General features: G+C 63.0%; 15 protein-coding genes and 1 riboswitch. Of the genes, 4 read left to right on the top strand and 11 right to left on the bottom strand.

Going from position 1 to position 15,030, the window contains the following annotated elements; genetic code table 11:
• Nucleotides 1-2: 2 nt before the first annotated feature.
• The 6 genes from ribD to VIM95_RS11160 all read right to left on the bottom strand — a co-directional run bounded on the left by ribD (nt 3) and on the right by VIM95_RS11160 (nt 6,170).
• Nucleotides 3-1,115, bottom strand: a complete 1,113-nt coding sequence (ribD, locus tag VIM95_RS11185) for a bifunctional diaminohydroxyphosphoribosylaminopyrimidine deaminase/5-amino-6-(5-phosphoribosylamino)uracil reductase RibD (RefSeq protein ID WP_331985639.1) — start codon at nt 1,113-1,115, stop codon at nt 3-5.
• A gap of 30 nt (nt 1,116-1,145) precedes the next feature.
• Complete coding sequence (nrdR, locus tag VIM95_RS11180) at nt 1,146-1,598, bottom strand: transcriptional regulator NrdR (RefSeq protein ID WP_331985637.1); 453 nt, start codon at nt 1,596-1,598, stop codon at nt 1,146-1,148.
• A gap of 184 nt (nt 1,599-1,782) precedes the next feature.
• Complete coding sequence (locus VIM95_RS11175; RefSeq protein WP_331985635.1) at nt 1,783-2,877, bottom strand: aminopeptidase; 1,095 nt, start codon at nt 2,875-2,877, stop codon at nt 1,783-1,785.
• A 56-nt stretch (nt 2,878-2,933) separates the two neighbouring features.
• Nucleotides 2,934-4,103 (bottom strand): benzoate/H(+) symporter BenE family transporter, encoded by a 1,170-nt coding sequence (locus VIM95_RS11170; protein WP_331985633.1) that lies wholly within the window; start codon nt 4,101-4,103, stop codon nt 2,934-2,936.
• A 157-nt stretch (nt 4,104-4,260) separates the two neighbouring features.
• Nucleotides 4,261-5,505 (bottom strand): serine hydroxymethyltransferase, encoded by a 1,245-nt coding sequence (gene glyA / locus VIM95_RS11165; protein WP_331985631.1) that lies wholly within the window; start codon nt 5,503-5,505, stop codon nt 4,261-4,263.
• Between the two features lie 113 nt (nt 5,506-5,618).
• A complete protein-coding gene (locus VIM95_RS11160; protein WP_331985629.1) occupies nt 5,619-6,170 on the bottom strand; it encodes a hypoxanthine-guanine phosphoribosyltransferase in 552 nt (183 codons plus the stop codon).
• A gap of 164 nt (nt 6,171-6,334) precedes the next feature.
• On the opposite strand from VIM95_RS11160, the gene upp reads away from it, so the two are divergent.
• The 4 genes from upp (at nt 6,335) to VIM95_RS11140 (ending at nt 9,300) form a co-directional block, all read left to right on the top strand.
• Nucleotides 6,335-6,967: a uracil phosphoribosyltransferase gene (gene upp, locus VIM95_RS11155; RefSeq protein WP_331985627.1), complete on the top strand. Its 633-nt coding sequence runs from the start codon at nt 6,335-6,337 to the stop codon at nt 6,965-6,967.
• A gap of 11 nt (nt 6,968-6,978) precedes the next feature.
• Complete coding sequence (locus VIM95_RS11150) at nt 6,979-7,260, top strand: antibiotic biosynthesis monooxygenase family protein (RefSeq protein ID WP_331985625.1); 282 nt, start codon at nt 6,979-6,981, stop codon at nt 7,258-7,260.
• Between the two features lie 25 nt (nt 7,261-7,285).
• Nucleotides 7,286-8,506 (top strand): uracil-xanthine permease family protein, encoded by a 1,221-nt coding sequence (locus VIM95_RS11145; protein WP_331985623.1) that lies wholly within the window; start codon nt 7,286-7,288, stop codon nt 8,504-8,506.
• Between the two features lie 34 nt (nt 8,507-8,540).
• A riboswitch (yybP-ykoY riboswitch) is annotated at nt 8,541-8,720 on the top strand.
• A 13-nt stretch (nt 8,721-8,733) separates the two neighbouring features.
• On the top strand, nt 8,734-9,300 hold the full coding sequence (locus tag VIM95_RS11140) for a TMEM165/GDT1 family protein (protein ID WP_331985621.1): 567 nt from the start codon (nt 8,734-8,736) through the stop codon (nt 9,298-9,300).
• Between the two features lie 43 nt (nt 9,301-9,343).
• Here the strand turns inward: VIM95_RS11140 and VIM95_RS11135 are convergent, their stop codons facing one another.
• The 5 genes from VIM95_RS11135 to tdh form a co-directional block, all read right to left on the bottom strand.
• Complete coding sequence (locus VIM95_RS11135; RefSeq protein ID WP_331985619.1) at nt 9,344-10,525, bottom strand: MFS transporter; 1,182 nt, start codon at nt 10,523-10,525, stop codon at nt 9,344-9,346.
• Nucleotides 10,522-11,220: a FadR/GntR family transcriptional regulator gene (locus VIM95_RS11130; RefSeq protein WP_331985616.1), complete on the bottom strand. Its 699-nt coding sequence runs from the start codon at nt 11,218-11,220 to the stop codon at nt 10,522-10,524. The genes VIM95_RS11135 and VIM95_RS11130 overlap by 4 nt, the downstream gene beginning before the upstream one ends.
• A gap of 129 nt (nt 11,221-11,349) precedes the next feature.
• On the bottom strand, nt 11,350-12,237 hold the full coding sequence (gene cysM / locus VIM95_RS11125) for a cysteine synthase CysM (RefSeq protein WP_331985614.1): 888 nt from the start codon (nt 12,235-12,237) through the stop codon (nt 11,350-11,352).
• Between the two features lie 144 nt (nt 12,238-12,381).
• On the bottom strand, nt 12,382-13,863 hold the full coding sequence (locus VIM95_RS11120; protein WP_331985612.1) for an esterase-like activity of phytase family protein: 1,482 nt from the start codon (nt 13,861-13,863) through the stop codon (nt 12,382-12,384).
• 134 nt (nt 13,864-13,997) lie between these two features.
• Complete coding sequence (gene tdh / locus VIM95_RS11115) at nt 13,998-15,029, bottom strand: L-threonine 3-dehydrogenase (RefSeq protein ID WP_331985610.1); 1,032 nt, start codon at nt 15,027-15,029, stop codon at nt 13,998-14,000.
• Nucleotide 15,030: the final 1 nt, after the last annotated feature.

The following is a 15,030-nucleotide window of genomic DNA, read 5'->3' as shown; positions in this document are numbered from 1 at the left end:
CCTCAGTGGGTGAAGCGCAGCGTATAGCGCATATCGGCGCCGACCTGGCGGATGTCGACCACCTTGGGTGCCAGCTTCTCGGCCAGCGATGTCAGCGAGAAGTCCGCCAGGTCACGGGCATCGCCCCCCAGCAGCACCGGTGCCTGGTAGAGCACCACCTCGTCAACCAGCCCGCTCTGCAACCAGGCGCCGTTGAGCCGGGCGCCGGATTCTACGGTGACTTCGTTGATACCACGCTGGCCCAGGGCCTGCAATGTCGCGGCAAGATCCACCCGGCCGTGCGCATCGGGCAAGGCCAATACCTCGGCCCCCGCCGCCTCCAGCGCCACCCGGTGGGCCGCCGGCGCGTTTGCCGTCACCACCAGGGCCTTGCCCGGCGCAGTCAGCATCTTCGCCGTTACCGGCATCTGCGCCCGGCTATCTAGCACCACGCGCAAGGGTTGCCGCCCGTTCCAAGGCTGGCCGTCAACCTCGCGTACCGTGAGCAGCGGGTCATCCAGCCGCACCGTGCCGCTGCCGGTCAGCATGGCACAGGAGCGCGCCCGCCAGCGCTGCACATCGGCACGCGCTTCGGGACCGGTGATCCATTGCGACTCACCATTGGCCAGGGCGACCTTGCCATCGAGGCTGGCGGCAATCTTGAGCCGCAGCCAGGGTCGGCCCCGTTCTATACGGCTCAGGAAGCCACGTAGTGATTCACGCGCCTCGGCCGCCATCAACCCGACTTGGACCGATACGCCTGCCTCGCGCAGCATGGCAAAGCCCTTGCCGGCAACCAGGGGGTTGGGGTCTTCGATGGCGGCAACTACCCGCCCCACCCCCGCCTCGATCAGACCACGCGCGCAGGGAGGCGTACGCCCCTGATGGGCACAGGGCTCCAAGGTCACATAGGCGGTAGCGCCTGCAATCGTCTCGCCCCGGCTGGCAGCATCATGCATGGCCATGACCTCGGCGTGCGGCCCGCCGGCCTGCTGGGAATGACCAATGCCCACCACCCTGTCCGCCTGGACCAGCACGCAGCCCACACTGGGGTTGGGGGTGCTGATGCGTCGCCCACCTTCGGCAATCCGCAGCGCAGCGGCCATATGGCGATGATCGTCGGGGCTGAAGCTCATGAGCTGCTTGTCCTCTCGCCGCTACTGCGGTCAGTTCTTGCTGACTTCGCGGATCGCATCGCGGAAGTCGTCGACATCCTGAAAGCTCCGATAGACCGAGGCGAAGCGGATATAGGCCACTTTGTCGAGCTTGGCGAGCTCGGCCATCACCATCTCACCGATCCGACGCGAATCGATCTCGCGATCACCCAGCGAGAGCACCTTCTGGTCGATACGGGCAATCGCCTCATCCACCAGCTGGGTTGGTACCGGCCGTTTATGCAGGGCCCGCTGAAAGCTCACCCTGACCTTTTCGCGCTCATAGTCGGCGCGGTTGCCATTGGCCTTGACCACCTGGGGCGGCCGCACCTCGGCGGTCTCAAAGGTGGTGAAACGCTTGTCGCATGCGCTGCAGCGGCGGCGGCGGCGAATGCTGTCGCCTTCCTCGGAAAGACGGGTATCGATCACCTGGGTGTCCGCAGACCCACAAAACGGGCATTTCATCTTGCCACTCCTGCTGCCTCAACAGCCTGCATTCTAACCGGGGCGCGGCTTGCAGCGACACCGGATCGGGGCTGGACTGGTTTTTCCCAATTGCCGAAACCCGCAATAGCGCTTATTGGCTCAGCACAACATCATGCCCACTTGGCAACAAGGCGGTTGTTCCGGGACGAAAGGCCGCCGCGCGCTACGGCGCTGTCCGAGAATTTGTTGCTCCGTATTGCTGGCCGTCCGTGCCGGCGATGCTTGTCAGGGCCGCCAGTGCTTCGTCACGAGCGGCCCGGTTTTTTTCTGCCAGCGTGCGTACCGCCGCGTAGAAGGCCGCAAAGTCCTCTCCCTGCTTATGAAAGAGCACGCGAAAGGCCGGCACCTTGTCGTGGTAGGTAGCCAGCGCGACGAAGTGCGCGTTGTTGGGCACCGGCTGGAACCAGGCGTCGTAGCCCCAGCTGGCGGCGCCCAACTGCCGCTTGAGCGCCTGATAGTCCTCAGCCAGCGCCGCCAAGGCCTCGGCCTTGCGGCGCTGTTTATCTGCTGCATCGGCAGTATCCGCATAAATCGCCCGCAGACGTTGCATGCCCTGCTCCATCAGGTTGCGGAAGGCGGCTCGCTGCACCTCCTCGCGCTGATAGCGCGCCAACTGCTGCGCATCCCCTGTCTGGCGCAACCAACGCTCGTAGCCCTCCAGCTCCACCGCCGTTGCGAAGGCCTCGTTGAAGGTGCTGTCGTCCTTCACATAGATCAGTTGATGGGCCAGCTCGTGGAAGATCAGCCGTGCCAGGCTGGCATCGTCATAACGGGCGGTGGTGTTGAGTAGCGGGTCGGCAAACCAGCCCAGGGTCGAATAGGCAGCCACCCCGTACATGAACACGTCGTCGCCGGCGGCACGCCGCTCACTAGCATAGCGGGCAGCGTCGGCCTCGGCGTAGTAGCCGCGGTAGGCCAGGCAGCCGGCGATAGGAAAGCAACTCTGTACCGGGCTGAGCGATAGCGCCGGTGTACTCACCACATTCCAGAGCACGTAGGGGCGTTGCACGTCCGCATAGCGGGTATAGCTGGCATTGTCCGGCAGCCCTAGCTCAGCCACGGCAAACTGCCGGAATCGTTGCGCCAGCCTGAGCTTGTCGGCCAGCTGCGGCGAGGTGGCCGGGTCGTCTATCACCTCGGCCATGGGCCGGGCCCGGCGCATGACCTGGGATTGGCCATTGGCCGCCTGCCCCAGGTAGGCCAAGCTGCTGCAGCCACCCATAAAGCAGCAAAGTAGAACGAGCAAGGTACGGAACAAACGGCTTACCCCAAGCGGTTGGCCCCAAACGGGCCAAGCCAGTCTAGCAGACCCGCTCAGGCCGGACGGCGCAGCCGCCAGCTCAGCGCCCACAAGGCCACACCACCGGCCACCAGCCCCCAGAATGCGGAGCCAATACCGCCGAGCGACAGCCCCGAGGCGGTCACCAAAAAGGTGATCAGCGCCGGTTCGCGTTGGTGCTCTTCACGCATGGCCAGGGTAAGCCCATTGGCCAGGGCACCAAAGAGCGCAATGCCGGCAATAGCCAGCACCAGCTCCTTGGGAAAGGCGGCGAACAAGGCACCGACCGAGCCGCCGAGCAAACCCAGCAACAGGTAGAAGCCGCCGGCTGCCACGCTGGCGCGGAAGCGCTGGGCCGGGTCCTCGTGCGCCTCACGGCCGGCGCAGATGGCGGCAGTAATGGCAGCAAGGTTGATGGCGAAGCAGCCGAAGGGAGCGAGCAGCAGATTGCACAGCCCGGTCCAACCTATCAGTGGCGAGATCGGCGGGGCATAGCCGGCTGATCGCAGCACGGCCACGCCGGGGATATTCTGCGAAGCCATGGTGACAACGAATAGCGGCAAACCAACCCCAACCAGCACCTTCCAGTCGAACACCGGGGTAGTCCAAAGCGGTTGCGCCAACGAAAAATCAAGGCCCTCAAGGTGGACCAAGCCGTGCCAGGCCGCGAGGCTGCAACCGACCAGCAGCACCACCACGATGGCGTAGCGCGGCAGGAAGCGCTTGAAGACGAGATAGACCAGCAACATGGGCAAGACGATGCCGAACTGCTGCTGCAGCGCACCAAAGGCATTCATACCAAAGCGCAGCAGCACCCCCGCCAGCATGGCCGCAGCAATGGAGAGCGGCACGTGCTTCATGGCGCGCTCGAACCAGCCGGTAACACCGCTCAGGGTGATCAATGCCGCCGAGAACACAAAGGCGCCGATTGCTTCGGGCATGCTCACGCCGGGCAGGCTGCTGACCAGCAGGGCCGCACCAGGGGTGGACCAGGCAGTGGAGATGGGTATGCGGTAGCGCAGCGACAAGCCGATGCAGGTCAGCCCCATCCCTATGCCCAGCACCATCAACCAGGAAGCAAGCTCGGCCGGCGTAGCACCGGCAGCGCTGGCAGCCTGGAAGATGATGGCGGCCGAGCTGGTATAGCCGACCAGTACGGTGATGAAACCGGCTGCAAGCGAAGGCAGGGGCATGAGTCGTGACATGGCGATGAATCCCTAAGCGACGAGCTGGAAGATAGCCCAGACGGACGACCGGCGGCCCGGTACAGCGCACGCGGACCAGGCAGCACAGTACCCGGCCCCGCAGGCAAAGAAAAAGGAGCGCCGAAGCGCTCCTTTTCATGCCTACCGGCCTGAAGGCTTACTTGCCGTATACCGGGAAGCGGCTGGTAAGGGCATGGACGCGGGCCTTGACGGCGGCGATATTGGCTTCGTCGTTCGGCTTGTCCAGCACGTCGGCCACCAGGTTGGCCACTTCGATCGCCTCGGCTTCCTTGAAGCCACGGGTGGTGATGGCCGGCGAGCCGATACGGATGCCCGAGGTTACAAAGGGGCTTTCCGGATCGTTCGGGATGGCGTTCTTGTTGACCGTGATGTGAGCCTGGCCCAGCAGCGCATCGGCGGCCTTGCCAGTCAGACCCTTGGGGCGCAGGTCAACCAGGAACACGTGGCTCTCGGTGCGGCCGGAGATGATGCGCAGGCCGCGCTCGGCCAGGGTCTTGGCCATGATGGCGGCGTTCTTGAGCACCTGTTCCTGATAGGCCTTGAATTCAGGCGTCAGCGCTTCCTTGAAGGCCACGGCCTTGCCGGCGATGACGTGCATCAGCGGGCCGCCCTGCAGCGAAGGGAAGACGTTGCTGTTGAGCATCTTCTCGTGCTCGGCCTTGGCCAGGATCAGGCCACCACGCGGACCACGCAGGGTCTTGTGGGTGGTGGAGGTCACGAAGTCGGCGTGCGGTACCGGGTTGGGGTAGACACCCGCGGCAATCAGACCGGCGTAGTGCGCCATGTCGACCATGAAGTAGGCGCCGACTTTTTTGGCAATCTCAGCCATGCGGGCGAAATCGAAACGCAGGGCGTAGGCCGAGGCGCCACCGATGATCAGCTTGGGCTGGGTCTCGATGGCGATACGCTCCATCTCGTCGTAGTCGATCTCTTCCTTGTCATTCAGGCCGTAGGGCACGATCTTGAACAGCTTGCCCGACAGGTTGGCCGGCGAGCCGTGGGTCAGGTGACCACCGTGGCCCAGATTCATGCCCATCACGGTGTCGCCCGGCTTGAGGATGCTGAAGTACACCGCCTGGTTGGCTTGCGAACCGGAGTGCGGTTGCACGTTGGCGTATTCGGCACCGAACAGCTGCTTCACACGATCGATAGCCAGTTGCTCAACCACGTCCACATATTCGCAACCACCATAGAAGCGCTTGCCGGGGTAGCCCTCGGCGTACTTGTTGGTCAGCTGCGAGCCTTGCGCTTCCATCACCGCCGGGCTGGTGTAGTTCTCGGAGGCGATCAGTTCGATGTGCTCGTGCTGGCGCACGACTTCGCCCTGGATCGCGGCGGAGAGTTCGGGGTCGTATTGGGCAATGGACAGCGGCTTGAACATGGCGGAGCTTCCGGGAAGGGAGGGAAAGATTTCAGAGATTTTACCACGCCGACCGCAGCCGGCTTGCATGAGCAGAATCGATACAGTGACCGATTCCGCTCATCTTCAAGGACTTACAGTCCCTTAACTGCGTAGATGCCCAGCGTGTTGCGCCAGAAGCCCTTGTAGTCCATGCCGCAGCCGAACAGGAAGCGGTCCTCGACATCCAGACCGACGAAGTCGCCCTTGAGGCCAGGGAAGGCCTTGCGGTTGTGCAGCTTGTTGACCACCACGGCGGTCAACGCTTCTGTGGCGCCCTGATCGCGGCAGTAGTCGAGGATGGCAGCCAGCGTGTTCCCCTCGTCCAGGATGTCGTCGATGATCAGTACCGTACGGCCGTTCATGTCGTCGGTGGGCTTGACCTTCCAGGTCAGACCGCCCCCCTGGGTCTTGTCGCCGTAACGGGTGGCGTGCAGATAGGCTACTTCCAGCGGGAAGTTCAGCCGTGGCAACAATTGGCCGGCGGCGATGATGCCACCATTGAGCACCACGTAGACCAAGGGGTTCTTGTCATGCAGGCGCTCGGTGATGGCAGCGGCCATGCGGTCCAGCGCGGCACTGACTTCTGCATCGTTGTGCAGGCAGTCGGCCTCACGCATGACGTTGACGATTTCTTCCCGGTTCATATTCATCTCCCGACTGAGGCGCGACGCTGTAAAAAGGCGCGAAGGGTACCCATGAAAGCGCGTCTTTTCAAGGGCTTGCGAAAAGCATAGCCCAGCACTGCGTGCATGCAGGGGTGGCATGCACTAACCTTGGCGACAATATTGCTGAAAAAAGGATGTGAAACATGGCCATCCACGAGATACGCCACCCCCTGGTACGCCACAAGATCGGCCTTGCCCGCGACGCCGACATGAGTACCAAGAAATTTCGCGAACTGACCGCCGAGATCGGCCGTCTACTGGCCTACGAGGCCTGCAAGGACTTCCCGCTTGAGAAGGTCACCATCGAGGGTTGGTGCGGCCCGGTGGAGATCGAGCAGATCAAGGGCAAGAAGGTTACCGTAGTGCCCATACTGCGCGCCGGCATCGGCATGCTCGATGGCGTGCTGGACATGATGCCCAACGCCAAGATCAGTGTGGTGGGTCTGGCGCGCAATGAAGAGACACTGCAGCCGGTGCCCTACTTCGAGAAGTTCGTCGGCAACCTCGCCGAGCGCACCGCCTTGATCATCGACCCCATGCTGGCCACCGGCGGCTCCATGGTCGCCACCGTGGACATGCTCAAGCGCAATGGCTGTACCCATATCAAGGCGCTGGTGCTGGTCGCGGCACCCGAGGGCATCAATCTGATGCAGGAACGGCACCCGGACGTGGATATCTACACCGCCGCCATCGACGACCACCTCAACGAACACGGCTACATCATTCCGGGTCTGGGCGATGCTGGCGACAAGATCTTCGGCACCAAGCACGGCTGAGCGGGGGGAGCATGACCATTACCCGCATCAATGAGTTTGTAGCGGCTGCGGGGCAAGCCGACGCGCTCCATACCTTCCTCAGCCAAGTCATCGAGGTGGTCAGCAAGGCCCCTGGTGCCTTGGCTTGCCAACTGCTGCGCCAGCACGACGACCCGAACCGGCTGGTCATCATCGAGCAGTGGCAAAGCATCGCTGCCCACCAGGCGGCGGCGAAGCTGATCCCAGCCGATGAGATTGCCAAAGTCATGCCGCTCCTCGCCCAGCCCCCCAAAGGCAGCTATTACCAAGCCTGAAGAACCAGGCCCAGAGAACAAGAAGATGAACGACACGCTCAAAACGGCCATTGCCGGTGCACAAATCCTGTTTGTCGCCTTTGGCGCTACCGTACTGGTCCCCCTGCTGACCGGACTCAACCCCAGCCTCGCCCTGCTCGGTGCCGGCATTGGCACCCTGGTCTTCCAACTGGTCACCCGCCGCGAGGTACCGATCTATCTCGGGTCAAGCTTTGCCTTTATCGCACCGGTCATCTATTCGGTGCAGACCTGGGGCATGCCGGCCACGCTGGGGGCGCTGGCCTGCGCCAGCCTCTGCTATTACATCGCTGCCGCCCTGGTGAAATGGCGCGGTGTGGACTTTATCCACCGCATCCTGCCGCCGGTAGTGATCGGCCCGGTCGTGATGGTGATCGGCTTGGGCCTGGCGCAGGTTGCCGTGGGCATGGCCTCAGGCAAGGCCGGTAGCAACCAGGTGGTTGCTAACCACGTCGCCATCACCCTGGCAGCGATTTCCCTGCTGACCACCATGCTGGTAGCAATCAAGGCGCGCGGCATCATGAAGCTGGTGCCCATCCTGGCCGGCGTGGCGGTGGGTTACGTGGCTGCCATCGCGGCCGGCGTGGTCAACTTCCAGCCGGTACTGGATGCCCCCTGGTTTGCGCTGCCCACATTTGGCCACCCAGAGTTCAATATCGCCGCCATCCTGTTCATGATCCCGGTGGCGATCGCACCTATTGTCGAACACGTGGGCGGCATCCTGGCCATCGGCTCGGTTACCGGCAAGGACTTCACCGAGAAGCCCGGCCTGCACCGCACCCTTTTGGGCGACGGCCTGGCAGTCAACATCGTGGGCTTGTTCGGCGGTCCGCCGGTAACCACCTACGGCGAGGTGACCGGGGCGGTCATGCTGACCCGCAATTTCAACCCGGTGGTGATGACCTGGGCGGCCTGCTTCGCCATCCTTTTGGCCTTCGTGGCCAAGTTCGGCGCCTTCCTGGGCACCATCCCCCTGCCGGTCATGGGGGGCATTATGCTGCTCTTGTTCGGTTCTATCGCCAGTATCGGCCTCAAGACCCTGATCGAGGGCAAGGTCGACCTTGCCGACCCGCGCAACCTCTGCATCATCTCGGTCGTACTGGTGACCGGCATAGGCGGGCTGGCAATCAACTTCAGCGACAGCTTCGGCCTCTCCGGTGTCAGCCTGTGCGGCGTGTTGGCCATCGCCCTCAATCTGCTGCTACCCAAATCCGGCCCGCAGCACTGAAGGCTGGCCCGACGAGGCGCATGCGTATACAATGCGCCCCGTCTTTGGGGAGTAGCCGTTCCACCGCCCCGGTGGAAGTTCATGTCAACATACTTGGTCGCAAGACCATGGCGTGAACAGCAAGGTCGCCTGACCTTCGCCTGGCAAGACCACGGACGCACCCGACCGGCAAGGGGCCGCGGCGGGCTGCGTCTATGGTTTGCTGCCGGCCCCAGAGAAATCACCCCATGGAAGCATTCCTCGTTTCGACCGGCATCGTCGCGCTCGCAGAGATCGGCGACAAGACCCAACTGCTAGCCCTGTTGCTGGCTGCCAAATTCCGCAAGCCTGTTCCCATTGTGCTCGGCATCTTTGCTGCGACCATCGTCAACCATGCCCTGGCCGGTGCCGTCGGCTCCTGGCTGATGGCGCTGATCGGACCGGACATGATGCGCTGGATCCTGGGTGTTTCCTTTATAGCCATGGCAGGCTGGATGCTGATCCCGGACAAGCTGGACGAGGACGAGGCCGGCTTCAGCGAGCGCTTCGGCGTCTTTGGCGCCACCCTGGTAGCCTTCTTCCTGGCCGAGATGGGCGACAAGACCCAGGTTGCCACCGTGGCACTGGCCGCCCGCTTCCAGGACTATTGGTGGGTCATTGCCGGCACCACCGTAGGCATGATGCTGGCCAATGCGCCGGTGGTCTGGCTGGGCGACAAGGCTGCCCATGCGCTGCCAGTGACCTTGGTGCACCGCATTGCCGCCGTCATCTTTGCACTGCTGGGCCTCCTGGCCCTCGTAGGCATGGGTGGCTGAGCCCGCAAGCCTGCAGGAAAAGGCGCACCCAAGGGTGCGCTTTTTAATGCGCTCGCCGTACCGTTACATGCAGATTGCGACCAGCCCCCAGGCCTGCGATCAGTGCGACGACCGTGAGCACAGCGAACCAGATGGCCACGGCGTGCCAGCCATGGGTCCATTCGTGCAACAGACCCACCAGTAGCGGCCCCAGGGCGGCAATGGTATAGCCGCCCCCCTGCACCATGCCAGAAAGCTCACTGGCCACCGTCGCATCGCTCGCACGCAGCACGATCAGCGTCAGCGCGATACTGAAGGTACCTCCCTGTCCCAGACCCAGTACCACCGCCCACAACCAGATCTGCTCCAGCGGTGCGTAAACGCAACCCAAGAGACCAGCAATGGTCAGCACCACTACCACCACGATGGCCAGCCGCTGGTCGCGACCCCGCGCAGCGAACCAGGGCCCCGTCAGCGCCGTGATCAACTGCACCAGTACCGACATGGACATCATGAAGCCCGCCGCCAGGGCGCTCATGCCACGGTCCGCCAGGATGGTGGGAAGCCAGCCGAACACGCAGTAGGACAGGGACGACTGGGCACCCATATAGACCATGACCTGCCAGGCCAGTGGATCGCGCCAAAGACCACGTACATGCGCCACCTTGTTGAGCGCACGGTGCTGCTTGAGCTGCGGCAGCCAAGTGATGGCTGCAAGCGCGGCCGGGAGCGCCCAGAAGGCCATCGCGGGCCGCCAGTCGCCGCCGGCCAGGTTCTGCACCGGCACGGTAAAACCTGCGGCCAACGCAGCGCCCAGGCTCAGCGCCATCGTATAGAGGCCGGTAACCGGTCCGACCCTATGAGCGAACTCGCGTTTGACGATGCCCGGCAGGATCACATTACCTATGCCTATGCAGGCACCGGCCAGGATGGTGCCGAGAAAGAGGCCGACCGGGCCGGTATAGGGGCGCAGCAGGATGGCCAGCATCAGGCCCGCCAGCACCAGGAGAATGGCCTGCTCCGCCCCCAGCCGGCGCGCCAGTATGGGTGCCAAGGGGGCAAACAGACCCAGGCAAAGCACCGGCAAGGTGGTCAAAAGACCGGCCCCCGTCGCACTCAGCCCTTCTCCCAGGCGAACGACCGAGAGCACCGGAGCGATGCTGGACAATGCCGGCCGCAGATTGAGGCCGACCATGACCATGCCAAGGAGCAACAGAACGGCAGCGCCCGAAGTCTTGCCGCTCATGACAGCCCCTCTTGTCCCAGTTGGTCCAGCGCCGGGCCACTGATCTGCCGGGCCGCCTCAGCCGCCCGCTCACCGTCGCTGCTGGCAATGGCCTCGACCACGGCAGCGTGCTCGGCGTGTCCGGGCTCAGGCTGCTCGGCATCCAGAAGGCTATAGGAGAGGTGCTGGCCAATACTGACGGCAAAGAACTCATACAGCGCCGCCAGCGACGCGTTGCCGGACATCTGCGCGATCTTGCGGTGAAAGCGCAGGTCGCGCTCGATAAACCCTGCAAGACTGGGCTCCCCCCGGGCACGGTCGCCCCGCGCAGCGAGCAGGCTGCGCAGCTCAAGCAAATCTGCCGGTTGGTGGCGCAGCGCGGCAAGTCGGGCCGCCTCCACTTCCAACAGGTTACGCAGCTCAAGGTGCTCACGCAGCGAGGCCTTGCCCAGCGCCCGCATGGTGGCGGTCGGGTCCACCCGACTGCGCACATAGGTGCCGTCGCCTTGGCGGGTCTCCAGCACTCCAGAGAAGGTCAATGCCCTCACGGCCTCCCTGACGGTGTTGCGACTGGCACCGCATATCGCCACCAGCTCCGGCTCGGTTGGAATGCGGCTATCGGTCAGCCATGCCCCACTTGTAATCCGCTCACGCAGCATGTCCGCCACCTGGTCCACCAGGGAGCGTCGGCTCACTTTCTCATCGGTTTGCATCATGAAATTCATCCAATGATCCAATCATCCTATGAATTTTAGCGACACACTGCTGCTCGATGCAAGATTGCCTGCGCCACAAAGCGCAACGGCACCTCACGGTGTCGTTGTGTTTGGGTACGGAAGGTCCGCTCAGTCCGGAAAGACCCCGGTGGAGAGGTAGCGATCACCACGATCGCAGACCACGCTGACGATGGTGGCATTCTCCAGCTCGGCACTCAGCTTAAGCGCAGCCGCCATGGCGCCGCCCGAGCTGATACCGGCGAAGATGCCCTCCTCAGCCGCCAGCCGGCGCGTCATGATCTCGGCTTCCTGTTGGGTCACTTCCATGATGCGATCGATCTTGGAAAAGTCGCAGATGCTGGGCACATACTCGGCCGGCCATTTGCGTATGCCGGGGATCTGCGCGCCATCGATAGGCTGCACGCCAACGATCTGGATGGTCGGATTCTGCTCACGCAAGTAACGGCCGGTACCCATGATGGTGCCTGTGGTGCCCATGCTGGAGACAAAGTGGGTGATCTGACCTTGGGTATCGCGCCAGATTTCCGGCCCGGTGCCTTCATAGTGCGCCAGCGGGTTATCCGGGTTGGCGAACTGGTCAAGGATGATGCCGCGGCCTTCGTCGCGCATCTTCTCAGCCAGGTCGCGCGAGCCTTCCATGCCTTCCTGCTGGCTCACGAGGATGATCTCGGCACCAAAGGCCTTCATGGTCTGGCGGCGCTCCACGCTCAGGTGCTCAGGCATGATCAGCACCATTTTGTAGCCCATCATCGCGGCCGCCATGGCAAGCGCAATACCGGTGTTGCCGCTGGTAGCCTCGATCAAGGTATCACCCGGCTTGATCTGGCCACGCTCCTGCGCGCGGCGGATCATGCTGAGGGCCGGTCTGTCCTTAACTGAACCGGCCGGGTTGTTGCCCTCCAGCTTGGCGAGGACGATGTTGCTGGTATTGCCGGGCAGGCGCTTGAGCCGCACCAGCGGCGTATTGCCGATGAAATCTTCGAGCGAGTGGTACATGAACAACTCCAGGGGGAAGCCGCATTCTACCCGCAGGCATGGCCACGCGATGAAGCACTTGGGGCTAACTATATAGCTGGGCAGGACGAAAAAAAGCCCCGCATGGCGGGGCAGGAACTGCTCGGAGTGATATGACCGTAAGAATTACTTGGGGAAGAAGTCCTTCAGCGGCTTCTTGAGGTGCACGAACCAGAGTTGGGTATCGCGCTCGGCGGCATCGTTCTGGCTCACTTCGTAGCTGGCGGCAGCGGGATTGCCCTGCTCATCCGAGAGCTTGCCGCTGGCGTCCACGGTATAGGCTTCCGGGTCTTCGTCCTTGCCGTTGATCTTGCCCTTGAGGCCAAAGTCGTTGTCGTTGATAAAAGCCAGCTGGGTGGCATCACCAAACTTGCCGATCTCACCGACGATGGCGATGCCTTCAGCCTTTTCCGGCTCCCAACCGAAGTCGCGCAGATCAAAGAGCTTGGTCTTGCGCACCATCTTCAGGCCGCCAGACGTCCCTGCCGACACTACATTGCTACTGCCCTGCACACCGCCACCGGTCTGCAATTCGCTCAGTGCCTTGGCATCGGCGTATTCCAGCTCCTTGCCATTGGGCAGCTTGCGGCCGCTCAGATCGTCCGCCCCCAGGATGTCGACCAGGTAGACGATGTTGCGCATGCGCTTTTGTTTGTCCTTACCTTGCTCGATCAAGAGGAAGCGGTTGTCGTCGATGGCGATCAGGTCGCCGATCTTGGCGTCGCCGCTCTTCTTGTAGTCGGCCACGTCATGCGGGTAGGCGAACATGCGGGTAGCGCCGGTCTTGGGGTCCAGCTCCACCATACGTAGGAACTGGGCCGTGCCGCGGGTTTCCTTGTTGATGTCGAGGGTGCTCTGCACTATGGCCATCACCCGGCCACTGGGCTCCACCGCAATGCCTTCCAGACCGCGGTTGGGCTGACGGCTGCCGATGACCTCAGGCAGGCCGGCACCCGGCAGGTACTGCTGCATGAACTCGCCGCTCTTGGCATCCACCTGGGCGATCACCGGGCCATATTCGTCCGAGATCCAGAGATTACCCTGCTTGTCGAAGTCGATGCCTTCCGGGTCCATACCAAAGTCGTCGAACTTGAGCGGCTTGAGCTCGTCCGACAGCGGGATCTCCCTGGAGGAGCCGGAGCTATCCGGGTTGACCGGGCGACCGCTGATGGGCTTGCCGTCCTGCTTGAGCGGCATGGAGCTGACCAGACGAGCCGCATCGGCCAACTGAACATTGATGATGCCGATGCGCGGGGCAAACTCCGGGGCCAGGAAGACCTTGCTGGGCGAGGTCTTGTCGCCCGTCTTGACCCTGGGCGAATCGCCATTGGGGCCACGATCGGTCAGCGCCCAGAAGCTCAGCGAGGCATCCTTCTCATAACCCTTGAAGCGCAGACCGGAACCGATAGCCAGCGGCAGGCCCTTGGGGAAAGCAGCCTTGAACTTGCCGTTGTAGGGAACGTATTCGCTGGCCGGCACGTCCAGGGTGTAACGCTCGACCATGGTGACCGAGGCATGCTCGACCGGCTTGAGCTCAAAGGCGTTGGCAGCCAGGGCGGAATGGGCATAGACCGCAGCGAGCGCGGCAGCAATCAGGCGAACTTGCATGGCATCTTCCAGTGGTTGTTCGTGCGAAACGGCGGCACGTTACCGGGGCAAGATGACAGTGATGCGACGAGTCCCCGCCGCTCCAAAAGCAAAACGCCCCAGGCGGGGCGTTCTGTTTCATGCCGGGCTCAGGATCAAGCCTCAGTCCAGTCAAGAATGACCTTGCCGGATTGACCCGACAGCATGGTCTCAAAGCCGGTCACGTACTCCTCCACCGGGAAGCGGTGGGTGATCATGGGGCTCAGGTCCAGGCCGCTTTGCAGCATGGCGGCCATCTTGTACCAGGTCTCGAACATCTCGCGGCCGTAGATACCCTTGATGATCAGGCCCTTGAAGATGACCTGGTTCCAGTCGATCGCCATATCGCCCGGCGGGATGCCCAGCAGGGCCACCTTGCCGCCGTGGTTCATGGTGTCGAGCATGCTGCGGAAGGCCTGCGGGTTGCCAGACATCTCGAGGCCCACATCGAAGCCCTCGGTCATGCCCAGCTCGGTCATGACCGAACGCAGGTCCTGCTTGGCAACGTTGACGGCGCGGGTGGCACCCATCTTCAGCGCCAGCTCCAGCCGGTATTCGTTCACGTCGGTGATCACCACGTGGCGGGCACCCACATGACGGGCAATCGCGGCCGCCATGATGCCAATGGGGCCGGCACCGGTGATCAGCACATCCTCGCCGACCAGGTCGAAGGACAATGCGGTATGGGTGGCGTTGCCAAAGGGATCGAGGATGGACGCGATCTCGTCGGGGATGTCGTCCGGGATCTTGAAGGCATTGAAGGCCGGGATCACCAGGTATTCGGCAAATGCACCCTCGCGGTTGACACCCACGCCGGTGGTATTGCGGCACAGGTGCACACGGCCGGCACGGCAGTTACGGCAGTAGCCGCAGGTGATGTGGCCTTCGCCCGAGACACGGTCGCCGATCTGATAACCCTTGACCTCTGAGCCCATGCCGACCACTTCGCCCACGTACTCATGGCCAACGTGCATGCCAACCGGGATGGTCTTCTGCGCCCAGTCGTCCCACTTCCAGATATGGATGTCGGTACCGCAGATCGCCGTCTTGCGAATCTTGATCAACAGATCGTTGTGGCCGACCTCGGGCTTCTTGACGCGTTGCAGGGTGAGGCCGGGTGCGGCTTCGGCTTTGACGAGTGCTTTCATT

The sequence above is a fragment of the Chitinimonas sp. genome (assembly GCF_036568685.1).
Taxonomy (GTDB): Bacteria; Pseudomonadota; Gammaproteobacteria; order Burkholderiales; family Chitinimonadaceae; genus Chitinimonas.
The sequence above is the reverse complement of the archived record's forward strand: the minus strand, read 5'-3'. Positions and strand labels throughout refer to the sequence as shown.